Genomic DNA, 23,760 nt, shown 5'->3' on the forward strand with positions numbered 1-23,760 from the left:
TCGCAAGCTCGCGGGCCGACCGTCGGTCTGCGAGCCTGAAATCGACAAAGGCTCGGGCAGGCGGCTCGGGCCTTTCGTTTAGACGGACTTTGCAGCCGCCGCTCAGGGCCTGACAAATCTGCTGCCCCAGCGTATCGAACACACCCGATCGGCGCCCGACGACGGGCGCCAACGCGCCCCCGCCAACACGGCCCCTAGCCGACCGATCTCAAGCCCCCCATAGCGCGGCTTAGCGATTCACAGGACCGAACCGCGTCGCGCCTCCGCTCTTGGCGCCCGAACGTCCTGCGCGTAGCCATAGACGTGACTTCGACCGGAATCCGGCGGCGCGCCCGTCGAACGCGACGCAAGCGCATGCTCGACCACACTCGCAAACGAGCTGGCCGCCGACGCGCCTCATCCTGTCTTTAGCCCGCCGGGGTCACCGTTCGCCGACGCGATACTACCCCGAGGTTGAGTACGTATCGTATGTGCTCGTAGTAAGGCAGTTTTTGAGTCCAGGTTGCAACGGCCAGCACGCTGACGAAAAACACAACGATGAACGCGATGCTGCCCGGCAACGAAAGCTCGTAGGGCGTGAATAAATTAAGAAATACGTTGCCCGCGGTATAGGCCAGTAATGAAGCACGGCCCAACGGCAACAATCCCGAGACCTTAGGCGCCAGATCGAAAGCGTACTGGAGGCCACGGGTGGCCAATAACAGAAGCGTACTAGTGGCAATGCCGATCGTGTAGTAATTCAGCGCGTTCAGATGTCGGTATTGGGCACTGCTGAAATCCTGCCATACGGCTAAGAGCGACTGCTGGGCAAACAGCGCAGTCATGGCTGCCGCAACGCACAACAGCCCCAGCCCGGCCAGTACGAAGGCACGCGGCTCGTTCGCCCGCTCCGGCGTACTGCAGGAGGCAATACACATACCCGCCAAAGCGAAACTGGCGGCATGCCAGGTACTGGGCCCGCTCAATACCGGCCCAGTGCCGACCAATAGATTGGCAAGTTGAGGATGCAGCCCCCAGACGTGAGCATGCCAGTGGCTGAGCAACGGGAACGAGCCCAGCACCAGGATCAAGAGCAGCCACGGTACGCCGGCGCCCCACCGCAGGCGCAGTAGGATCAGAAACGGGGCCAGCAACATCAGCAACGTATAGATTCGAAGAATATTGCCGAACCGGGCATGCTCAAGAAATAACAGCGCATCGAACAACTGCCCGAAGCTGTACCAGCCGCCCAACACCCCGGCCAGGGCGGTCAGGGCATAGCAGAGATAGCATTGCAGACTGCGCGCCAGCAGGCGTTTGACGGTCTCGGCGCCGCGCCCTTCTTTGACCTGCCGAACATAGACATATTCGATCATGAAGCCGAACATGAAAATAAACATCGGCGTGGCCAGATGCACGAACTGGGTCAGATACAGACTGCCCGAACCGAGCTTGGCCATCAGCCCGGTCGAATAGAAAGAATGCGCACACAGCGCCAGCACGACCGCAAGGGTACGTGCGAGATCGACATACAAAAGACGTTTGGCCAAGTGCCCCCCTTGACTCGTTCAGCTCATTCAACCCGCCGCCGTTGACGCGAACCCATGGCGCCCAGCCTGCAGCCGTTGCCGAGTACCGGCCGAATCCCCCTGCGATCCGACTCGTTCGGTCATTAAGACCACAGGAGTTGTCCGTGCGGCCTTGCGAAGGCTTTTAGTATGTCATGTCGGCTATCGTTCAAAAATCCTGATTTTCTGGCCACGACAGCGCCGCGTTTGAAAAGATCGACGCATCGTCATCGGCACGCTGAGGCATCGACGCGCCTGCCACACGGCTTTTCGGCGCGTTGTCTGGTTCTATTCTTCCGAGTGTACGGCAGTCTCAGAAGATCGCGAGGCAGACGAAGCATCACGAAACAGCCCCATAAACACCACCATGATCGCCAGTGCGAATAGCGCCGGTAACAGCCAGATGGTTTGCCAGTCGTGTCCGTTCGCCTGGCTGTAATGATCGGTGATCCAGCCGGCGACCCAGAAACCGATCAGCATGCCGATACCGTAGGTCGCCAGCGTAATCATGCCCTGGGCGGCGCTTTTGAAACGCTCGCCAGCGCGCTGGTCGGTATAGATCTGGCCGGAGACGAAGAAAAAATCGTAGCAAACACCGTGCAGGGCGATGCCGAGCAGCAGCATCCAGACCTGCCCACCGCTGTCACCAAAAGCGAACAGCAGATAACGCAGGCCCCAAGCCAGCATGCCGAGCAACAGGGTGTGCTTGATACCAAAGCGCTGGATGAAAACGGGCAGCGCCAGCATGAACAGCACTTCCGAGATCTGGCCCAGCGTCATCTTGCCAGTCGGATTGGCGACCCCGATTTCAGCTAAGAACGGATTGGCGTTCTGATAATAGAACGCCAAGGGAATACAGATCAGCACTGAGGCCACGAAAAAGATCGCATAGTCCCGGTTTTTAAGCAGCCGCAACGCATCGATGCCTACCAGCTGGCCGAGGCTCGTACCGGCAGCGCCGGCCTTGGGGGGCGTGGCCGGCAGCGTGAAACTGTAAACACCCAGCACCAGTGAGGCGACGGCACACATCAAGAAGGTATAGCGCAGCGCGCCAGCGTCGATCGCCGCCGCACCGTCCCAGGCAAACACATAGCTGATCGCCAGCCCGGCCACGATCCAGCCCAGCGTACCCCAGACCCGGATCTTGCCGAATTCGCGCTTGGGCTCGGTAAGCTGACGAAAGGCAACGGCGTTGACCAGCGCCAGCGTCGGCATATACAGAATCATGTAGATCAGCACCGTGAGATAGAAGGCACTGAAATCCTGAGCTAGAAACAGGCGATACATCAGCACCGCGCCGACCAGATGCAACACGCCGAGAATACGTTCGGCGTTGAAGAACCGGTCGGCGATCAAGCCGATAATGAACGGCGCGATGATCGCCCCCCAGGACTGGGTCGAAAACGCCATGCCGATCTCGCGGCCCGAGGCATCGAGCGTTTCACCCAAAAACGTGCCTAGGGTGACGAACCACCCGCCCCAGATAAAAAACTCTAGAAACATCATGAGGCTGAGCCGTGCACGAATCATGATCCTCTCCTCTTTATGGTCTATCCGTGCCGGTCTCAGCCGGCTGCTCTGACGCGCGGCTAGTCGAGCCCGAGAATGCGTCGATTGCGATGGGCGCTGGCCTCGACGCCGGCGAAGTCGTCGAAGGCCCGCCCGGCACGCTGGATCAAGTGGCGGCGGATGTAGTCCACCCCCTCGCGGGCGCCCTGGGCCGAATCCTTGAGACAGCACTCCCATTCGAGTACAGCCCAGCCGTCGAAGCCGTACTGGGTGAGCTTGCTGAAGATCGCGCCGAAATCGATTTGCCCATCGCCCAGCGAGCGAAACCGCCCGGGCCGATCGATCCAGGATTGATAGCCGCCGTAGACGCCGGCGCTCGCATTCGGCGTGAATTCCGCGTCTTTCACGTGGAACATGCCGATCCGCTCGCGATAGCGATCGATAAAGCCCAGATAATCCATCTGCTGCAGCAGCAAATGGCTGGGGTCGTACAGGATCTTGGCCCGCGGATGCCCATCGACCGCCTCCAGAAAACGTTCGAAGCTGGCGCCGTCGTGCAGATCCTCGCCAGGATGAATCTCGAAACACAGATCCACGCCTGCGGCCTCGAAGCTATCGAGAATCGGCCGCCAGCGCCGCACCAGTTCGGCAAAGCCTTCCTCGACCAGTCCAGCCGGCCGCTGTGGCCAGGGATAGAAAAACGGCCATAGCAGGGCCCCGGAAAACGTGCCGTGGGCGGTCAGCCCCAGCCGACGGCTGGCGCGGGCGGCGAGATGCAGCTGCTCGATCGCCCATTCGGTACGCGCTTCGGGACGGCCGCGCAGGTGGGCCGGCGCAAAGCCGTCGAACAACTCGTTGCAGGCCGGATGTACCGCTACCAACTGGCCCTGGATATGCGTCGAGAGCTCGGTGATCCGCACACCCGAAGCCTCGCAACGGGCATTGAGCTCATCGCAGTATTCCTGGCTCTCAGCGGCCAGGGCCAGATCCATGCAGCGCGGGTCACCGCTGGGGATCTGGATGCCGGTGTAGCCGAGCTCACGGGCCCAGGCTGCAATGCCATCCAGCGTATCGAACGGTGGTTGGTCGCCCAAAAACTGAGCCAGGAATAACCCTGGGCCCTGAATCTGGCTGTCGATCGATATCGTGTCGTGCATAGAAACTCCAAAATTCTCAGGTCGGCACGTCGAGGCGGGCCCAGGGCTCGCCGCCGCCATGGCTGACGATCGCCGCATCGATGAAGGCCATGCCGCGCAACCCGTCTTTGATACCGGGCACCCCGTCCGGCGTGCCTGACGCGCCCCGGCGGATCGCTGCGGCAAAGTCGCGATACAGATTGGCCAAGGCTTCTAGATAGCCTTCCGGGTGCCCAACCGGCAATCGCAGCCGTGCCTGCGCGGCTGGATACAGCCCCGGGCGATCAGTCCCGGCACGCAGACACCGTTGGGGGGCGCCGTGCTGGCGATGGATCAGGGTGTTGGGTTCCATTTGCTGCCACTCGAGACCGCCGAGCTCGCCGTACAGCCGGATCTTCAAACCGTTTTCCTCACCACTGCAGACCTGGCTGGCGATCAGCGTGCCGCTGGCGCCCTGCCGGGTCCGGAACAGCACGTCGGCATCGTCGTCGAGTTGCCGGCCTTCGGCATGCACGCCCAACGAGGCACGCACGCTATCGATCTGGTGGCCCGAGACGAATTCGGCCAGGGTGAAGGCATGGGTGCCGATGTCGCCCAGGCAGCCGCCGGCCCCCGACTGGGCCGGATCGGCGCGCCAGGCGCCAGCATTGTCGCCTATCTCGCCGAGCCAGCCCTGGGGATATTCGACGTGGATCTTGCGCAGGTCGCCCAGCTCGCCCCGGGCGATCATTTCCCGGGCCTGCCAGACCAGCGGATAGCCCAGATAGGTATGGGCCAGGCCGTACAGCCGGCCGCTCGCACCAAGCTGCTGGGCCAAATCTGCCACTTCTGCGGTACTCACGCCGGCCGGTTTTTCGCTGAACACATGCAGCCCAGCAGCGAGCGCGGCCCGGGCAATCGGCACATGCAGGTGATTGGGCGTGGCGATCACCAGCAGCTGGATGCGCTGGTCGACGGGCAGGCGCTGCTCCTGCTCGATCAGCGTCTGCCAATCGGCATACACCCGTTCGGGCGCGATGCCGAGTCCGGCGCCGGTCGCCTGGTTGTTGTCGGCATCCCGGCTGAAGGCGCCGCAGACCCAGGCGAAATCACCATCGAGCCGGGCCGCCATGCGGTGTACCTGACCTATGAAAGCACCCTGGCCACCGCCGATCATGCCGGCGCGGATGGGAGGCGAAGATTCCGTCATCGTGAACTCCTTGCTCGAGCCAATATGTAACCGGTTACATTATCGCTAAAACTACCACCTCGCGTGGTCACAGCAATTAGCGCAAAGTCGCAGGCCCGCGCATCGGCCGGCCTGCTTGTCTTATGCTGATCGATTTCCAGACACCAGAGGCGTGCCGTGTCGAGTATTCGGGAAGTCGCCCGATTGGCTGGAGTCTCAGTGGCCACCGTGTCGCGCGCCTTAAAACAGCCGGACGTGGTCTCGCCCGAGACCCGGCAACGGGTTTTGACGGCCGTCGAGACCGCCGGTTACCACCCCAACCTGACCGCCGTGCAGTTTCGTGCCCAGCGCACCCGCAATCTGGTGGTGCTGGTGCCCAAGATCGCCAACACCTTCTATGCGCGGGTCATCACCGGTATTCAACAAGCTGCCCAGCGGGCCGGCTATGGCGTGCTGCTATGTAACACCCAGGGCGACGATCAGGTCGAAGCCGGGTATGCCGGGCTCGTGAATTCGCGCCAGGCCGACGGCGTGATCCAGCTGCGGGCCCACGATCCGTTTCCGGCCTCAAACCGGCCGCAGCCGCTGCCAATGGTCAACGCCTGTGAAGTGCTTGACGCGCCGCCCTGCCCCTCGATCCAGCTGGACAATCGCGCCGCAGCCCGTGACATGACCGAGCACTTGATCGGTCTCGGCCATCGCCGTATCGCCATGATCAAAGGTCCCCGGCGCAGTCCGCTGACCCGCGATCGCGCTGCAGGCTACCGGGATGCCCTCGCCCACGCCGGTCTGGCCTACGACGCGACGCTGCTCCAGCCGGGAGACTTCACGCCCCAGTCCGGCTATGCCGGCGCCCGTGCCTTGCTCGAGCGCTCCGAGCGGCCGACGGCCATCTTCTGTGAAAGCGATGAAATGGCGATCGGCGCGCTGCAGGGGATCAAGCAGGCCGGATTGCGCGTGCCGGACGATATCTCGCTCGCCGGTTTCGACGACATCGAGTTCGCCCGCTACTGCGACCCGCCACTCACCACAATCAGCCAGCCCGCAGAAGACTTTGGCGAAGCCGCGGTCGACATGCTGATCGCAGTTCTCGAACAGCAGCCGCTCGATGTGGCGCATCGGATACTGCCGTATCGGTTGCTGATCCGGGACAGTACCGCCGGCGTTGGCCCGAACGATGGGCCGACGCCGGCGGGATGACCCGAGCCGGCACGGCTGCTGCCTGTGGACAAGACATACGCCACAGGCCGGGCCACCGTTAATCCGGCGTTTCGCAGACGAAATTAACAGCGGCATTGCGATCACCGCTGCCTTGGTAGGCCGCGAACTGCGGGTAAGGGCATAGCGGCCGCGAACGGCCCTCCCACGCACTCGGAATCTCGGGATTGTCAGGATCGACGCTCGCGCGAATCCGCTCCGGCGGTTGGTCGTTTTCGACCCACTGCTGGATCGCGCTGAGCATATCGAATTGATCGGTCGCCGGACCGCCCGCGCAGTGATTCATGCCGGGCACCCGAAACAGCCGGGCATAGCGACCGACCTTTTCGAAACCACCCCGAGCGTCGAGCAGCCGATCGTAGTAGCCGATGATCGCATTGGCCGAAAACACCGGGTCGGCCATGCCCTGGTAGATGATGAGTTTGTGTCCGGCACGGCTAAAGGCCTGGAGGTGGGTGCTATCCGCATCGATGATCTCGGAAGCCGAGGCCGTGGCCGACGGGTCGGTATCGAAATCGAAGTTCAAGGCGTACGTCAGAGGATCGGACGGGTCAGTGGGCGGGGTGGTGAACACGGCCGCCAGCGAGGAGGCCCCCATGGCAGCGTTGATACCGTTGAACCCCGGGCTACCGATAGTCCAGCGCCGCCAGCCCTGGCCGCGCATGCCGGGGTCCCAGGGAAAAGAGCTGTATACATCGTTCGGCGGGCCTTCGTGGAAGGCCTGCAGGGCTTGTTGCTGGCCCTCGCTCAAGGCATCGACCTGGCTTACGTCGAAGCCCGTACAGGCTTCGGGCCGATTGATCATGCCGTCGCTGATGCCATCGGCAGCATCGCAATAATCGAGGATCGCATCGGAGAGCGCCTCGAGATCGCCCTGCTCCGGAGGAAACGCCGTCCATAGCTGCGGCATATCAGTCTCGGGATCACGCTTAGCGATTTGGGCGAACTGTTGTGTATTCCAGGTCTCGCCGATCGCGGCCTGGGTAAGGTTCCAACCCGGATCGCCGGCCACGATCCCATTGAAATAATCCGGATAGCGCTGGGCGGCCTGCATTGCCTGGCGACCACCATTGGAACAGCCGACGAAATACGAATACGCCGGCTCCTGTCCGTAGTATTCGGCAATCAGCGCCTTGGCGGTCGGCGCGACCTGTTCTATGGCGTTGTAGCCGTAATCGATACGAGCCTGCTTATCGAAACCGAAGCTCACATCGTTCTGTGGATGGCCGCCGTTGGTGGCGACGATCGCAAAGCCACGCGCTAGTGCGCTCTCCTCGCCGGCTGCGCGGGCACCCTGGACCTCGTCCAGGACCTGGTTGCCATCAGTGCCGCCGCCGCCCTGGAAATAGAAACGCTGATTCCAGTTGTCCGGCATGCGCAGGACAAACCCTGTGTAGTAGTCCTCGGCACGGCCGCCGGGCCCAGTGCCGGTACGCTCGTTGATACGCCCCGAGACTTGGCAGTAGGCCGGCGTATCTCCCTCGGCAGCCACCCGACTGGTCTCGAGCTGGGCCTCGGTCTGGGTGGCCACATCGGCCATGGCACCACAGTCGCGGCTCCAGTTCTGAACGGAGTCACCGATCGCGACATCGACGTCGTCATCATTGCAGCCGGCCTGCAGCAGAACGACCCCGATCACCAGCGCATACAGACAACTCTTTTTCACGCTCGCCTCCCTAGTTTGATGGACTCAAAAAGACGCCTTGCGAACTTTTGTTCACAATACACTGAAAGTCGATACGCGTTGCCGTAACCACGTGCGGGACAATGCAGGCGCCGGCGTGCTGTACGCGATATGCCTGCCTCAGCCGGCCTCAGGCACAGCCGCTGGTTCCCCGATTTTCTGAATAAAAACTCAGCCGGGAAGCCGCCGTCGTCGATAGGGCAGACCACAACCGAACACCCACGGCCACAGCAGCAGCGATAACCATACCCAGGCCGGTAATCGCGATGCACAGCCAAACCCAGGGCCGGAACTGCTGCTAGGCCGTGTCGAGGTTTCGTGCGAGTCCGCGCCCAAAGCTGTTTGGCAGGGCTGTTTGGCAGGGCTGTTTGGCAGGGCTGTTCGGCAGGGCTGTTCGGCTGCAAGCCGAGGCGCGGCGAGTGCGGGGGCGTTGCGCGACCTCAATAAGCGGCAACGCTGGATTGCAGCCGAGCAACCGTTATTTCGAAAGGGACGCCCCGAATCGAATCTAGCCGCGTTACGCGCTTTGATCGGGGCACGCCCAGAACCAGCGGCTTGCGGCTCGCCAGACACGATTGGGGGCAGCAACGCGCCGCCCGGAGGAAGCCTCCACACGCCCTAACGGTTATTGCGTCATATACCTCCAGTCCGCGGCGTGCTCCGGCGCGGCGAAACGCCACTGCCGCCGCATGACCGGCCGACGCTAGCCGGCAGCAACACCGACTGGCCAGAGCGCCATCGGCCCCGCCGGCGTGCCGGGGCCCAACCGCCGCGCCTCTCAGAGGCAGGGCCGCGTCAGCGAACCGCTTTCGCCAGCCAGCGATCGAGCGCGTTGGCAAACGCTTGGCGCTCCTTGTCGCCCAGCGCGGACGGACCGGCGCCATGGATACCGCTGGCGCGTAGCGTATCCATGAAATCCCGCATAGTGCGCTTAGCGGCGATATCGTCGGCCGAATACATCTCGCCGCGCGGGCTCAAGGCCTGGCCACCCTGCTCAATGACTTCCGCGGCCAGGGGAATATCGGCAGTAATGACCAGATCACCCGCTGTCAGGCGCCTTACGATTTCGTTGTCGGCCACGTCGAAACCGCTAGCCACCTGCACCGCCTGAATCTGCGGCTGGCGCGGCACCTGCAGCGGTTGGTTCGCGATCAGCGTGACCGGTATGCCGGTGCGCTTCGAGGCACGAAACAGGATTTGCTTGATCATGACCGGACAGGCATCCGCATCGACCCATATCTGCACGCCAGTCTCCGTTGGGGGCATGGCAGTTCAATCTGCGGCTGTCACGGCCGCATCCAAGGCCTTAACCGAAGCGATACCCAACGGGGGCGCGGCCCGCGATCGATCAATCGCCAGCCGGCCCTAAGTATCGTGCTTCGACCACCTAGAGCGGCGCGAGCTTTTCGATCGATTGGAACCGTCCTCGGGCATCGTAGGCCAGACGATAGATCCCGCGCACGCCCTCGCGATCGACGATGCGATGCATCGCCTGGGCCGGCAGGCGCACCGCACGGCCGTCGGTACTCACGGTCCGAATATTATCGGCCTGGCCTGCATAGTAGGACCGACATTGGGCCGCGGTCAGATCGAGAACGATATCAATACTCGGCACGACGGCTGAGCCTGGTGCGTTTCATACTGTTTCTACGGCCATGCGCCAGCGCACTTGAGCGGTATCACTACCAGGGCCGCCACCCAGCTTCGCCCCCAACCTGTGGGCTCGAAGACCACCCTATTCGACAATTCCGGCGAGCACGAGCCGGGCGACTCGACAGGTCCGAAGCGGCTGTCGTCAGGAAGTCGAAACTGTCAGGCAAACCAGGCGCCTATGGTCTGCACGGCCCGGCTGTTTTTATCACCGGCAAGCTGCAATGTGCGGTATGGCTGGCTATTGGGCGGGACGGTCTCTGGCCAGACTCGGCACGCGCTCTGACAACGGTTCCATTAATTCAGGTATAAATAAAAATGAACTGAACCGGCCATATTTTCAATTCTCGAGCCGTGATCTCACACCTCATGAGGCGCAGCTTTTGGGTTTTCAGGGAGTCCCCATGTTTCGACTGACCGCTATTTTGTCCGTCGCTGCTGCTTTATTCACAGTCAGCTGTGCACAGGCCGCCCAAGACCCGGCCGATACAAAGTCTGCCCATCCAGATCACGATCCCCAGACCATGAAAGCCATCGGCCTCTACCAATACGGCGGGCCGGAAGTGCTTGGTGTGGTTACGGTGGCCAAACCGGAACCGAAACCCAAACAAGTCCGGATTCGGGTCATGGCGGCCGGGGTCAATCCGGTCGATCAGATGGTGCGCGAGGGGGCTCTGGCCGACTACTACGAAGGCCACGATTTTCCATATATTCCCGGTATGGATGTCTCGGGCGTGGTCGACCAAATCGGCAATAAGGTCGATCCCGCGCTTGGGCTCGAAACCGGCATGGACGTCACTGCCATCGTATCGAATTTCGCCGGCTACGGCGGCTATAGCCAATACATCAACGTGCCGGCCGAATCGGTCATTCCGATGCCAAAAGACCGCGCCTATTCAGAAGCCGCTTCGTTTCTGACTACAGCGATGACTGCCCAAACTGCGCTGAACGCGCTGGATCTGCCCAAGGGCTCGAGCCTGCTGGTGATCGGCGCGGCGGGCTCGGTCGGCACATTCGCCAGCGTGCTCGCCGAGCAGGACGGGCTGGAGGTCGTCGGTATCGCGTCATCTTCCGACGAATCCGACCTGCGCTCCTACGGTATTTCCCACTTCATCGCCCGCGGCGAGGATGCGAACGACCAGGTCCGACAGATCTACCCGAAAGGCGTCGACGCCGTGATCGATACGGCCGGCATCCGAACTCGTGCCTTTCCCGCGCTCAAGGACAATGGCGAGTACATCGCTCTCCGCGACTGGAAGGACGCACCCGACATTCGAGGCATCCGTGTCACCCGCGTCGACGTGCGCGACCACATCACCGACCACGCAGCGATCGCGAAGATCGGCCATCTGGTCGAGCAAGGCGTGCTCCCGATCCGTATCGCGAAAGTCTTTCCCTCATCCAAAGCCGCTGCCGCCCACGAACTGCTGGCCACCCACGGCGTGCGCGGCAAGATCGTCCTCGATATGAGCGAAATCACCGGCGCCCCCGCGCCGCAGCCGAACGACTAGACCGGCGTGGTGGTCGGGCGCTGCCCGGCTTGCGGATCGATCGGCGCCGACCATGGCCGGGTCGACTCATGTGCCTCAAGCCCGCTAGCAGCCGGCCGATATATCTGTCCGGCCTCAAGTTTGAGACGGATAGGAGAGCTTATGGATTCAGGAAGCATCAATTCGGCGGTCAACACATCCCTGGCCTTGCAGCAACACAACCAGAACCAGGAAGTACAGGCCAATCTATTGCGGAAATCGCTCGACAGCCAAGCCTCGCAGCTCGGCCAGTTGATGTCCTCAATGGAAACGCAGCCGGCGCTTGCGACCACCGGTTCGGTGGGTACGCAGATCAATACCTTCGCCTAACGCGTACGATCGCTGGAACCGAATCAAGCCGCAGCACGGGCGTGCTGCGGCTTGGCTAGTCCCTGCGACCTACTCGGCGTTGGCGGTCTTTCTGCGTCAGAACGTTGCTCGATATCACGCCGGGCTGGTGTACGACCGATTTCGGCAAGCCCAACCCGTTCATCGAGGTGGCTCTAAAAGCCGCCTGTGGGCATCCCCACCAACCAGCACGGCCCAAGTACGGTAATGATCAACCGCGCTCGGTAACCTCCAGCAAGTGATAGCCGAACTGGGTTTTGACCGGGCCCTGGACCTCGTTGAGCGGTGCACTGAAGACCACCTCATCGAACGCCGGCACCATCTGGCCGGGGCCGAAGGTACCGAGGTCGCCGCCCTGGCGGCCGGACGGGCATGTCGAATGCTCACGCGCGACTGCGGCGAAGTCGCTGCCGTTTTCGATCTGCTGTTTCAACTCGAGGCACTGGTCTTCGCTGTCGACGAGAATATGACGGGCGCTAGCTTGGGCCATGGGGCAACTCCTGCTTGTTTAATTACGGCAAGCCAGCAGTTTACGACACAGATCAAAAAACAGTCTGCCCTGGCCCATCGCTGGGCGTCCGCGATCCGAGCCGGTCTGACCCCACCGACCTCTGGCCCATTCTGATCCGAGTGATGCGATCAAGCGCTTGGGCAGGCACGCTTGGCCGAAAACAAGCCGCTCGATGCCGTGTCTTCCTGCCCGCGGCCCCGGAATGCGAACCGGCCCGCGCCGAACCAATACGGGCGCTATATACTTATCCACATATTCAAACACCGGAGCGAATCGCTGTACGTGGTGTGCCTGCCGCGCACAGCTTGTTTTCGGCCCGGCGCCTGCTATGAATCTCACGCTGCTTGCGATCATCATTCTTATCGTCACCGGCATACCGCTATGGCTGCGCGCCTCGCGCAACCGGCAGGCCGTTCAGCGCCTGAGCGAGGCCGACGACGGCACAACGCTATCGCCACGGGAGCGGTTGGCGGTGGCCCTGGCCTATCCCCATGATCCGCTCATCAACGAGCAGGTCCATACGACCCACGGCGATTTTTCGCTGATCGGTCTGTCCGGCCGGGACCACCCGACCTATATCGGCGATCTGAAGGTCGGGGTTCACGAAAGTCTGGTCAAAGCGATCGAGCGAACCAATACCGCCCGAGTCGTACGGGCCCGCGACCGGGCGCTCGTGGTCGAGCTCAATGGCCAGCGCCTCCTGCCGAGCCTCGACGAGGCGCCCGCCGAGGGTCCGGAGGCCGACCCGAGGCGCCAAGTCCAACTCGTAACGCATACCCGCGAAGCGCCGGCCGACAACGTCCTGCGCCGCCGCGGCGCGGGCATCGAAACCGGCTGTTTGGGCACCGTGGCCGTGCTGCTGATCTGTGTCGGCGCCCTGATCCTGATGCTCGCACTGCCGGCGGCGCATCCGATCTGGTTCTTTATCGGCTGTATACCGCTGGTCATGGGCGTGATGGTCTATCGGCCCCTCATTCAGCTCCACGCGCCCGAGCAGGGCGAACGCCTATTTCGGCTGCGGGGTCGCGTCTTGATCGCCGATAGCGCCGACGATATTCCCGGCGTCGAACAGGATCGTACGTTTCCCCCGGGCGATACCTATCCGGACGCCATCCGTCGCCGGGCGTACGAATTCGCGAGCGGGCCGATCATGAGTATGCGCATGACGTGGCCAGCCGGCCTAATCGGCAATCTCGCCCTGCAATATCCCAAACACTGGCTGGCCCCGCTGCGCCGCCGTACTCCCGAGCAGACCGACGTGCTCGTCACCGAAGGCGGCGAGGTGGTGCAGCACGGTGGGCTGTCGTTATACGAGGAATGGCGCCGCTTTCCGCCGGTGCATTGGGGCAAGCACCTGAGTGCGACGATACTGGCCTGGATCGCGCTGGCGATCGGCGCCTATCACGACACGCCGCTGATACGGGCGATACTGACTGGCAGCCCAGGCAACGCCTGGAACGGCAATAGCACCTGGGTGTGGCTCAACACCCTGCCGGCGACCCTGGCTGGCGCCGCCGTTGTCTTGCTCGCTGGGTATCACAGCGTGCGCCTGGCGGTCTCGCTGGGGCGCTGGCGCGACCGACAGGCCCGGCTGATGCCATGGATCGACGCCCAATGAGCCACAAGACCGGCCGATCCGTCCCGGCCTGGCGCACGATGCTGGCCTACGGCTGGCGCTTCGCCCTGGCCGGGCCGCCGATCGGCACCGGTGTGATCATCCTGCCGGCCATGATCTTAAGCTTGGCCGAGCCCCAGGATGTGGTCGGCGCCTGGCTCTGGTTTTCAATTTTCGGGTATCTGTTCGCCCTGCCCGTTGCTGGCCTGGCAGGCCTGTTCTACGGCGCGACCCAACACGACACGCCGCATCCCAGCCGCTGGCTGCTCGGCGGCCTATGCGGCGTGTTGGCCTGGGAGGCCCAATGCTGGGCCGCGACACTGTGGTGGCACGATCCCGATTCGCTTCAGGGCCTGATCATCCTCCCCGTACCGGCCCTCGCCGGTGCCGTCTGCGCTCGTCTGTTCGCACCGGCCGCAAGCCCACCGCCTCACAACGCCGCGGCCGAGCGAATTGCCCGCACAACAGCCGATACGAATACGCCCAAGCCATGACCCCAGTCCCCAATCCGACCCAAAGACGACGGCCCGGTCGTGTTGCGGGCCTTGTCATCGTCCTGTTCTGCCTTGCACTGGGTGCCTGTGGATATTCCTCGCCCTCTGGCCAGACAAGCCAGAGGGACGGCTCGCCGCTGGTGCCCTGGCTCGGGCACGACGGCCGCTACGGGCTGGCCACCGCCGACGGCAAGGTTGTGGTGGCACCGCGATTCGCCGATGCCCAGCCGGGCATCGGCGGTATCGCACCAGTGGCCGACGATGCCGACCACTGGGGTCTGGTCGATGCCCGGGGCGATACGATCCTGCCGCGCGACTATGCCCGGGTGGTGCTGGTCGCCACCGGCCATACCCCGATCGCGATCGCCAAACAGGAATACAACGCCTGGTGGCGATTCTGGGATTGGCAGGTACTCCCAGAATTCAACATCTTATCCACAGCCTCACACGGGCCTTGGCTGGTGACCGAGGTACCGCGCGCCAAGTGGACCGTGTTCGATCTCGGCTCGGGCAATACCCTGCTACAACGCGATCTTTCGGACGCCCCGAGCTACGACAGCTACTGGCAGGACAGCTGGCGCCCCAGTCGCCAGATTCCGAATGAGCTCGAATATGACAGCTGGCCCGCCGACGCCCGTCTGCGCCTTGGCCATACGCTCTATGCAGCAACCGCCGCAGGCGATATCCAAGCGATCGCCGACGATGTCATATGGCGCACCCGCAACGGCGATTTTGTCCAGCAACGCCGCGACGCGACCTATCGACGCCTGGACATCGACGGCCATCCCAAAGACGACCACCGCTATACCGCGCGCAGCGCCGTAACATTGACGACCTCGCAAGGCGCCACCGCAGTTATCCACAACCCACAGCTGTTCGAGGACGACCAAGGCCGATTCTTTGTCGCCCCGGATCTATCCAAGCCCCTGCCCACCCGACTTGCCGATTATCGATTCGACGATGGCCGCGTCTTGCGGGCTCAGGATCTGGCCGGCCCAGCCAGTGCGATTCTTGCCAGTGTTCCGAACAGCCCCTGGTTTCTGATGATCTCTCGGCTTTACCCGTCCGACGAAGCCGACCCGGTCGCGTATGCGTTTTTCATCGACAGCGAGGGCCGTTGGGCGCCCGATTGGCACGCACGGCCGGGGTTCACCCGCATGCTAAGCAACGGCGACATGCTGTTCGCCTGGACCGAGCCCTACGGTGTCGTACAGCCCGATCTTTCATTCACCGCCCTCCCCATGAGCCGCATGGCCCAGTACGCCCTGGGCCCGGATCGCTATGCCGGCCGCGACGCTAAAGGCCGCCACGGCATCTACGACAGCGCCGATGGCCGCTGGGTATTTCGGGCTGCCGATACCGAGGTGGCCACGACCCCGCTGCGCTGGGCACAGACTGCCGTCTATACCCGTAACCATCGACGCGGCCTGATCGACGTTCAGACCGGCCAAGCCATCACCGAGGCGATATACGACTGGATCGACGACGACGGCCGGGCGACGATGAGTAACAACGGCTGTCGGCACGAATTCTATCTCGACCCCGAAACCGGCCGCGCCTATCGCGATGCCGAGCTCGCCGCCTGTACCGAGTAAGCCGTGCCGTCCGGTCCAATACACCGAGGGCCGGGCTTTGATTTGGATCGTTCAAGCCATCTTGTGCGGCCCGAAAACGACGCTAAATTCTCTGTCGTACGTCTTCGCAGCTGCCGTCGAATCCCGGCGCTGGGCGTACTGGCCGGGCCGGCTTTTGCCATGGCAAGAACCCAGGCACGCCCGGGCCCGCCTGTGTCGAACGCCACCAAGGTCGATGCCATGAAACGATATCGAATGATCGGCTGTTTATTGGCTGTCGCCACGCTCGGGCTCGCCGTGCCCAGCGCCGTCTTGGCCACCGACATGTCTACACAGGCCCAGCAGCAGGCACGCGAGCAGCAGCAACTCGATCGTCGCCAGCAAGCCCAGTCGCAACGCCTAGAACACGAACAGGCACAAGCACGCCGCTACCTTGAACTGCGCCAGCCATCGCTGTCGGGCCCACCCAGTCTCGAACAACGCGCGCGCCAGAACACACTACATAGTCAACAGCAGCGCCAGCGCTCGCAGCTGCGACTAGAGCAACGCGGTGAGCAGCAGCGGCTGCGCCAGCATCAACGCCTAGAACAGCAACGACGCGATCGCCGATAGACATGTATTGGTCGGCCTAATTGTCGGCGGGATGCGATCGGCTGAAGCCGTATGACCATACCCGGCAAGCGGGCGCCGAGCCCGTGGTGATTTTTATAACCGATCGGGCTTGGCTCACAGCCAAGCGTGCCGCAGCGAGCGCGGCCGGTTCGTTCGAGACATTGCAACGGATACTGGCTTAGGGCCGAAAAGCTGGATAAACCTCGACCCGATCTTTTCGTCACAACCCGAGCAGGTTCTAAGGCGTAGCGGTCGGAACGGTCGCTGTGGCATGCGAGCGCCGCGGTGGCGCCCGCCTATTATGCCCTGCAAGACGCCCATGGCTCGTTGGACCTTGGACGAACCCCATCCGAAGGCCAAGCTGCTGCTGTGCAGCATGATCGGTCGTACCCTGCCGCTAGCGTCTTTTTCAAAAAACGCTGGGCGTAGGCTCATAGAACCTCAACAGACCGGGATAGCGCATCGAGCAGGCCAGACGCATGCCGTACCGGGCCTGATTCGTTCGGGCCGGGGTGGGCATACGCCTTACCGCTAGGCGCTGTCGGCGCGGCAGACTGATTCGAGTTGTCCATCGGCCGCGGTTGGGCTGCTTGCTTCTCTGTCGCCGGTCAGCGCGGCCGGCAAATCGTTCGCGGCCGTCGGCCGCCCGAATAGATACCCCTGGAATTCGTGACAACCGATCTGGCGTAGGTAATCGGCTTGTTCGGTCAGTTCGATGCCTTCGGCGGTGATCGTCATATCGAGGCCCATGGCGATATCCAGAATGGCACGCACGATGATTTGGCTATCTCGGCGGGCTTCGAGATCCTGTACGAACGAGCGATCGATCTTGATTTTGTCGAAGGGGAATTCCCGCAGGTAGCTCAACGACGAATAGCCGGTACCGAAATCATCGAGCGCGACGCGTACGCCGAGCGCGCGAACCTGGCCCAGGGCGTCGAGCGCCATTTTTGGATCTTCGACCAGAACGGTCTCGGTCACTTCGATTTCCAGCCGGTTCGGCGCCAGACCGGTTTTCTGAAGAATCGCCTGGATACGTTCCGGCAGACTGCGATTGCTAAACTGTACCGGCGAGACGTTGACCGAAACCCGCCGGTTGTTGTTCCAGGAAGCCGCCTCCCGGCAGGCATGCTCGATGACCCAGTCGCCGATCGGCACGATCAGCCCGCTTTCCTCGGCCAGGGGTACGAATTGGCCCGGCGAGATCATACCGCGCTCGGAATGGTGCCAACGGATCAACGCCTCACAGCCGGTCATCTCGCCGCTTTGGGCATCGATGAAGGGTTGATAGTGCAGGATCAATTCCTCGCGGCCGAGCGCCGAACGCAGATCCTGGATCAGCTGCTGCTGGAGCTGGAGCTCGCGGTCCATGGCCGCCGAGAAGAACCGGAACCGGCCGCGGCCGTCCCGCTTGGCCCGCGCCAGGGCCGAGTCGGCGCTTTTCAGGATCTCGTCTGTCGTAGCGCCGTCAGTCGGCGCGAAGGCAATACCGATACTCGCGCCAACCGCGATCTCGGAGCCTTCAAATATCACTGGCTGGCCAGTGGCCTCGATCAACTGGCGGCACAGGCTGGCGATGCGATCCGGGTTTGCCTGCTGGGTCTGGATTACGAACTCGTCGTCGCCCAGGCGGGCCACAATATCCGTGGACCCCAGGCTGTTTTGCAGCCGCCGGGCGATCTCGACGAGCAGTTTGTCGCCCGCGGGATGGCCAAACCCATCGTTTACCGCCTTGAAGCCATCCAGATCGATGCTGAGCAAGGCAAAGGACTGTCCACGGCATAACGCGCGGCTCAGCCGTGCACTGAATTGCGCCCGATTGGGCAAATCCGTGAGAGCGTCGTGCTGGGCAAGATGGGCGGCTCGAGCCTGGGCGAGTCGGGCCACGGTGATATCGGCCATAACGCCGCGATAGCCGACGAACCTATCTCGGCGATCGTAGACCGGGCGCCCCGAGACCGAAAGCCAATACGTCTGCGAATCCAGACTTTGCGGCACCACGACGTCGCGAAAGGCGCGGCGATTGGCCAGATGCGCGTTCAATTCAGCCAGGGCTTCGGTATTGCCATCCGTCGCGCGATCGCTCAGCACCTGTTCGACCGTCTGCCCGGCCAGATCGGTGCCATTCTGGGCTATGGCCTCGGCAAAACGAGCCGACGGGGCAGCGATCCGCAGTTTATCGTCGGTCTGCCAAAGCCAATCGCTCGACTGTGCTTCGTGCTCTTTCAGCAATAACTCGATGACCTCGGTTTTGTTCTCGAGTTCGAGTTGCTGAAGTACCGCCTGTCGAAACAGATCCGAATGCTGGCGAATGATATGCAGCGCTGCCCCGGTGCCAACGACGAACAACGCCACCAGCCCGGCCCGCGACCAGTCCATACCGGCCAACGAAGCCGCAACGATCGCAACGCCGAGCTCGGTCAGCATGAATGCGATCGCGGTCGAGATGATCGGCGCATGCACGAAGGAGGCCGACCAGAACGTGCCAAGCGTAAGCGCCATCATGTAGGCGAACGTAAAACCGTCCGTGTTCATGGTCACCCAGAGCGGAAAACTCGTGAGCGTTGTTGCCGTGACGATACTCCACAGCACGAACTTGTAGATCTCCGCCGGCGCCACGGGGCCAGACGGATGACGGGTCACCCGGCGCGCGAACAGAATCCGGACGGTGCATACCACGACGACACCGAGGTACCACGCCCATACGGTATGTTCCCAGCCGCTGTGAAAAAAAACGGTCGTCAGCGTAGCGGCAAACAGAGAGCCGACCAGGGCCCGCTCGACATTCTGTTCGGCGGCATGAAGTTGGCGACCGCGCAGAATATCGGCGTTTTCGCTTTCCTGTTGTAGCGAAGGGTTAAACATGGGCATTGAATCATTCGCTCTATCGGTCATAGGCATTTCGATGCATTCCAGGACAACTCGGACAAACCCGCCGAGGCCGAACGAACACAGTTTCGTTTCAATGAAAGAAACGGCACACCGACGCTGGATCCGCGAACGCCGAAGGCAGACCTGGCATCACCAGGCAGACCGGCGAGCGTCGCTGTCGCAAGTTAATGCAGCATCGCCGGCCGCGAGCCGATAAGGCTGGTTCGGCGTGCCGTGCTGCGGCTATGGATCCACTCGCTGAAGTACGACGCCTCGCACCACGCCGGCCGGGTGTACCCGGGCGCCAGCGCGCATATCGCTGGACTCGAAGTCACAAGCCGTAATGGCAGGCCGCGTTCCAAACGATCGAAAATATAGGTTACCGTTGTCTTATCGGCCGCCCCGAATCGATACTTGATAGCGATCTGACTGTTTTTTTAGGCCCATTGCGGCGACAACCGCTCCCAACTGCGCCCAAGAACGATAGTGCCTAGGCAGCCTAACGCTGTCGGCTCGGCGGCCATTCGCTCGGTGGGGCTATACAGCCGCGTAATCGACTCATAAAGCAAGACCTGACCCTAGTATCCACTGGCCGAGTCCACTACATTGCGCTCAAACGGGAGCGACCGGTACAGCCGCGCGCGACCCAAGACCTGGCCCCGGCAGCGACCCTCCAAGCCTGGATAAATGATCGCTCGCGCAGTATATAATGCGTGGCTTTGATCGATCCGGCCTCGTGCATTCTGCGGCCTTTTCTGCGTTGCCCGGTGCCCGCTCCGTCTGGCGCTCGTTATGGCTTATCCATTATTCGCCATCTTCATTCTGCTGATCACCGGCGTGCCGATATGGCTGCGCTATCAACGCAACGCCAATGCGTCCCGGGATTTGGCCGAAGACGATGACGACGCGGCGACCCTCACCCCCCGCGAACGGTTGGCCCTGGCCTTGGCTTACCCCAGCGAATCCGCCCTGGACGACCGCGTACACGAGATCACCGGAGATTTCGAAATAGTCCAGGCCTACGGGCCTGACCGCCGCCTCTATATCGGCGATCTCTGGGTGCTCATCCACGAAAGCCTGATCCACAACATCGAACTCTCCTGTACAGCGCGGATCGTACGCGCCCGCGGCAAGGCACTCGTAGTCGAGCTGAACGGCCAGCCGATCCTGCCGTCACTCGTCGATACCCGCGCCGCCCCCCTCGATGCCGGGATCGATACTTCCCAACGCGTTCGCATACTCGGCGAAACACGAGAAAGCGGCGCCGATTACGACCTGCGACTGGCCGGTTCGGGGGTCGACGCCGGCTGTCTGTATACGATCACTGTCTTTTTCATCTGCCTGGGCGCGCTGATTCTTCTGCTCGCCACGCCGAGCCAGCACCCGATCTGGTTCGGCATCGGCTGGGTGCCGCTGGTGTTCGGCATTCTGGCCTATCAGCCCAACATCAAGTTCGCCGCCTCCAAACACGGTGAGCGGCTGTTCCGGCTGCAGGGGCAGGTGATCGTCGCCGAGCAGGACAGTGACGTACCGGGCGCCGACGAGATCGGGCATATCCCCGGCAATGCCCCGACCGCGATCACGCGACGTCTGACCTGGGGCGTAGTCAAGGGCCCGGTCAACAGTGTGAACATGAAGTGGCCGGTACCGCTGATCGGCAATGTGCCGCTGCGTTATCCCCGCCACTGGATCGACGCGCTGCGTCAACGCACGCCCGAGACCGTCGAAGTCACGATCACCAAAAGCGGCGAAGTCGTCATCCACGGCGCGCTATCGCGCTATGACGAGCTGCGTCGGTTTCCGCCCGTACACTGGCTTGGCCATACCGCGGCCACATGCTTCATCGCGATCACCCTGGCGATCGCGATTTATAACGACACCCAAGCGCTCGAGACGCTCGCCAATCCCGAGACCATAGCCGCCTGGTCGGCATGGCTGGCGCAGCTGCCGGCCGCGCTGAGCCTGATCGCGCTCGCGGGGCTGGGGCTTTGGCATGGCGTCTGGACGGTAGTCGGTTTCTTTCGATGGCGCGACCGAAGAGCCCATGTCAGCCAGTGGCTCAACGCCCGATGAACGCACCGGGCGGCCCACTGCTTCTGGAGACCGGCCCAGCTAGGCTACGACATCCCACGGCGGTCGGCTTCACAGAGACGAACCGATCCCGAGCGCCCCGCTCAACGCGCCGTCATAAACCGAATGCATATCGCAAGACCTGACCCTATATTGCGCTTGATATTGCGCTTGGGCCCCACGCCTTCTTCTCGCGTCGTGCCCCTAAGACACGATAACCCGTAAATCATCGGATACCGGCCTATCCATACACTCGCATACCGGTCGGCGCCCCTCAGGCCGCGACCGGGTCGACGCGATCGCGGCCGGCGTTTTTGGCCTCGTAAAGACGGCGATCGGCGATGGCGATGAGATCATCCGTGGATTGATTGGTCTCATCCATATCGGCACAGCCCAAACTGGCCGTAACCTGGATCGAACCGCTGGGCAGCTCGATACGCAAATCGGCAATTTTCCGGCGCAGTGACTCAGCCAGTTCAATCGTCGCCCCTAGCCGGCAATTTGGAACCAGCAGCGCGAATTCCTCGCCGCCCAACCGGGCAAAGACGGCTTTCGCCGGGGCGCATTCCAGACCGATCCGCGCGACCTGCTTCAACACAGCGTCGCCAGCCGGATGGCCGTGCACATCATTCAGTGCCTTAAAATTATCCAGATCGAGAATAATCAGCGACAGCGGTTGATGCTGTCTCAGATAATTCGAGTGCTCACGCTTGAGCAACTTGTGAAACTGCCTTCGATTGGTCGCACCGGTCAGGTAATCGCGTGTGAGCAGCTCAATCAGATCCTGAGTTTTTTCGTCGGGCTCGGGCACGTCCCGGAGCACCATCGAGAACGACCGGTTGGCCTCGCTGTCCTGTTCGGCACGCGCCACCAATAAACGCTGGCACCAATAGCGATCGCCGCCGGCCCGCTTTTCCCACCCCTCGAACAAATGCCAGCCATCACGGGCAGCCAGCGACAGCTGGTCATCGATGGCGAACGAGCTTTGGTCACTCTCACGCTGTTTCGCAAGAATATCGTTGACCGGTTGGCCCACCACATCCTCGGCCGTATAGCCCGTCTGTCGAACGAAAGAGTGATTGGCCCACAGCACAATCCCTTGGTCGTCGATCGTCAAAAGTGCATGGTCATTGACTTCGTCGATCAACGCCGAGAACCACATATCGGCCTGCCGCAGCCGTTGTTCTTGAGCGACCTGGGCGCTGACATCGCTCAAAGTCGCAATGAGCTGATCCGGCGCCCGCTTGACCAAACAGCAGGACAGCACCTTCGGATGCTCATCATGATTTTTTTGCCCCAGATCCACGAAAATCCGGTGCCCATCACAGATGGTACCGCTGGCGTCAGAAAAACCGTCGGCGAAATTACGCAGCTCCGGCGCATGGTGTTCCATCGCGGCAAAAAAGTTACCCACACCCTGTGCTCCAGCCAGCGGCAACAAATGCTTCATCGCATGCGGATTGATCATGCCGATAACACCCGATGCATCCAGCTCGATCAGCCCGAACGGGCAGGCGTACATGAAGCTCAGCAGCTCGTCGTTGTCCTCCAGTATCGCCATGGCTATCGGTTAACGCTCGACGAGAATATAGCGGCGCTCGACATCGCTCGCCTGTAGTAGGCGTAGCCGAACAGGGGTCGGGCGCATTCGCAGCGTCAGCACAAACGGCACGATCGCATCGAGATCGGGTTCGTCCTCGAAACGCTGGGCCACCATGAAATTGTTCATGCACTGACCGATCGTGGCGAAAAACGTCGCCCCGAACACCTTGGATGGATCGACCCCGGACAACTTCGCCTCGGTCGCGTTATACACATCGGCCCGGGTATCCGGACGAAGACCGATCACACCGAAATCGAGCGCGTCCTGCTCGTCTCGTGTCATGTTTTCGAGATCGGCCAGGCCGACCGTCTCGAATGTGGGCTTGGTGTCGGGCATGCATGTCTCCTGGAATACAGAAATCAAGACAACGCGATCTGGGCGCCTTCGGGCCGGCCAGCGATATCGCCTCGTGCTATGCGGTGTCGGTCTTATTGATTATCAAAGCCTTCCGATCTTTGGTCTGAACCGGCCCAAAGGACCCATGACACCGCAGCACAACCGGCAAAGCACTACGCCGATTCCGTCCCATGGCCTACGTTTCTGTAGCCGTAAAAGATCAACGCCTGGCGAGGCATGCCGTAATACACCATGATTTTCAGCTCAGCCTCATCGGCCCGCGCC

The 23,760-nt window shown here is 62.2% G+C and carries 19 protein-coding genes; 8 read left to right on the forward strand and 11 right to left on the reverse strand.

Annotation, left to right across the window (positions count from 1 at the left end; genetic code table 11):
* Nucleotides 1-407: 407 nt before the first annotated feature.
* The 4 genes from opgC to V5738_RS18540 form a co-directional block, all read right to left on the reverse strand.
* Complete coding sequence (gene opgC, locus V5738_RS18525) at nucleotides 408-1,529, reverse strand: OpgC domain-containing protein (RefSeq protein WP_423822303.1); 1,122 nt, start codon at nucleotides 1,527-1,529, stop codon at nucleotides 408-410.
* 306 nt (nucleotides 1,530-1,835) lie between these two features.
* The gene (locus V5738_RS18530) at nucleotides 1,836-3,077 is read right to left on the reverse strand and encodes a nucleoside permease (RefSeq protein WP_423822304.1); all 1,242 of its coding nucleotides are present in this window, start codon (nucleotides 3,075-3,077) and stop codon (nucleotides 1,836-1,838) included.
* Nucleotides 3,078-3,136: 59 nt separating this feature from the next.
* Nucleotides 3,137-4,213 (reverse strand): sugar phosphate isomerase/epimerase family protein, encoded by a 1,077-nt coding sequence (locus V5738_RS18535; protein WP_423822305.1) that lies wholly within the window; start codon nucleotides 4,211-4,213, stop codon nucleotides 3,137-3,139.
* Between the two features lie 16 nt (nucleotides 4,214-4,229).
* The gene (locus V5738_RS18540) at nucleotides 4,230-5,381 is read right to left on the reverse strand and encodes a Gfo/Idh/MocA family protein (protein WP_423822306.1); all 1,152 of its coding nucleotides are present in this window, start codon (nucleotides 5,379-5,381) and stop codon (nucleotides 4,230-4,232) included.
* Between the two features lie 156 nt (nucleotides 5,382-5,537).
* Here V5738_RS18540 and V5738_RS18545 point away from each other — a divergent pair, with 156 nt between their 5' ends.
* Entirely contained in the window at nucleotides 5,538-6,560 is a 1,023-nt protein-coding gene (locus tag V5738_RS18545) for a LacI family DNA-binding transcriptional regulator (RefSeq protein WP_423822307.1), read from the forward strand.
* A gap of 58 nt (nucleotides 6,561-6,618) precedes the next feature.
* Here V5738_RS18545 and V5738_RS18550 read toward each other — a convergent pair whose 3' ends face one another.
* From V5738_RS18550 to V5738_RS18560, 3 genes are all read right to left on the reverse strand, one after another.
* A complete protein-coding gene (locus V5738_RS18550) occupies nucleotides 6,619-8,244 on the reverse strand; it encodes a DUF6351 family protein (RefSeq protein WP_423822308.1) in 1,626 nt (541 codons plus the stop codon).
* Between the two features lie 813 nt (nucleotides 8,245-9,057).
* Nucleotides 9,058-9,507, reverse strand: coding sequence for a YaiI/YqxD family protein (locus V5738_RS18555; protein ID WP_423822309.1), 450 nt, complete (start codon nucleotides 9,505-9,507; stop codon nucleotides 9,058-9,060).
* A 142-nt stretch (nucleotides 9,508-9,649) separates the two neighbouring features.
* Nucleotides 9,650-9,877, reverse strand: a complete 228-nt coding sequence (locus V5738_RS18560; RefSeq protein ID WP_423822310.1) for a DUF2835 family protein — start codon at nucleotides 9,875-9,877, stop codon at nucleotides 9,650-9,652.
* A gap of 439 nt (nucleotides 9,878-10,316) precedes the next feature.
* On the opposite strand from V5738_RS18560, the gene V5738_RS18565 reads away from it, so the two are divergent.
* Nucleotides 10,317-11,423, forward strand: a complete 1,107-nt coding sequence (locus V5738_RS18565) for a quinone oxidoreductase family protein (protein ID WP_423822311.1) — start codon at nucleotides 10,317-10,319, stop codon at nucleotides 11,421-11,423.
* Nucleotides 11,424-11,564: 141 nt separating this feature from the next.
* Entirely contained in the window at nucleotides 11,565-11,771 is a 207-nt protein-coding gene (locus V5738_RS18570) for a putative motility protein (RefSeq protein ID WP_423822312.1), read from the forward strand.
* A gap of 229 nt (nucleotides 11,772-12,000) precedes the next feature.
* Here the strand turns inward: V5738_RS18570 and V5738_RS18575 are convergent, their stop codons facing one another.
* A complete protein-coding gene (locus tag V5738_RS18575) occupies nucleotides 12,001-12,279 on the reverse strand; it encodes a peptidylprolyl isomerase (RefSeq protein WP_423822313.1) in 279 nt (92 codons plus the stop codon).
* Between the two features lie 349 nt (nucleotides 12,280-12,628).
* Here V5738_RS18575 and V5738_RS18580 point away from each other — a divergent pair, with 349 nt between their 5' ends.
* The 4 genes from V5738_RS18580 to V5738_RS18595 all read left to right on the forward strand — a co-directional run bounded on the left by V5738_RS18580 (nucleotide 12,629) and on the right by V5738_RS18595 (nucleotide 16,595).
* Entirely contained in the window at nucleotides 12,629-13,918 is a 1,290-nt protein-coding gene (locus V5738_RS18580) for a hypothetical protein (protein ID WP_423822314.1), read from the forward strand.
* A complete protein-coding gene (locus V5738_RS18585; RefSeq protein ID WP_423822315.1) occupies nucleotides 13,915-14,409 on the forward strand; it encodes a hypothetical protein in 495 nt (164 codons plus the stop codon). The genes V5738_RS18580 and V5738_RS18585 overlap by 4 nt, the downstream gene beginning before the upstream one ends.
* Before the next feature lie 140 nt (nucleotides 14,410-14,549).
* Nucleotides 14,550-16,004: a WG repeat-containing protein gene (locus V5738_RS18590; protein ID WP_423822316.1), complete on the forward strand. Its 1,455-nt coding sequence runs from the start codon at nucleotides 14,550-14,552 to the stop codon at nucleotides 16,002-16,004.
* Nucleotides 16,005-16,223: 219 nt separating this feature from the next.
* Entirely contained in the window at nucleotides 16,224-16,595 is a 372-nt protein-coding gene (locus V5738_RS18595; RefSeq protein WP_423822317.1) for a hypothetical protein, read from the forward strand.
* Between the two features lie 531 nt (nucleotides 16,596-17,126).
* Here the strand turns inward: V5738_RS18595 and V5738_RS18600 are convergent.
* Entirely contained in the window at nucleotides 17,127-19,460 is a 2,334-nt protein-coding gene (locus V5738_RS18600) for a putative bifunctional diguanylate cyclase/phosphodiesterase (RefSeq protein ID WP_423822318.1), read from the reverse strand.
* Between the two features lie 798 nt (nucleotides 19,461-20,258).
* Here V5738_RS18600 and V5738_RS18605 point away from each other — a divergent pair.
* Complete coding sequence (locus V5738_RS18605; RefSeq protein WP_423822319.1) at nucleotides 20,259-21,539, forward strand: hypothetical protein; 1,281 nt, start codon at nucleotides 20,259-20,261, stop codon at nucleotides 21,537-21,539.
* Between the two features lie 271 nt (nucleotides 21,540-21,810).
* Here the strand turns inward: V5738_RS18605 and V5738_RS18610 are convergent, their stop codons facing one another.
* Together V5738_RS18610 and V5738_RS18615 are read right to left on the reverse strand one after the other, a co-directional pair.
* Nucleotides 21,811-23,097, reverse strand: coding sequence for a diguanylate cyclase (locus tag V5738_RS18610; RefSeq protein ID WP_423822320.1), 1,287 nt, complete (start codon nucleotides 23,095-23,097; stop codon nucleotides 21,811-21,813).
* 9 nt (nucleotides 23,098-23,106) lie between these two features.
* On the reverse strand, nucleotides 23,107-23,475 hold the full coding sequence (locus V5738_RS18615) for a phosphonate transporter (RefSeq protein WP_423822321.1): 369 nt from the start codon (nucleotides 23,473-23,475) through the stop codon (nucleotides 23,107-23,109).
* Nucleotides 23,476-23,760 lie beyond the last annotated feature (285 nt).

Source organism: Salinisphaera sp. SPP-AMP-43, assembly GCF_049568105.1.
Taxonomy (GTDB): domain Bacteria; phylum Pseudomonadota; class Gammaproteobacteria; order Nevskiales; family Salinisphaeraceae; genus Salinisphaera.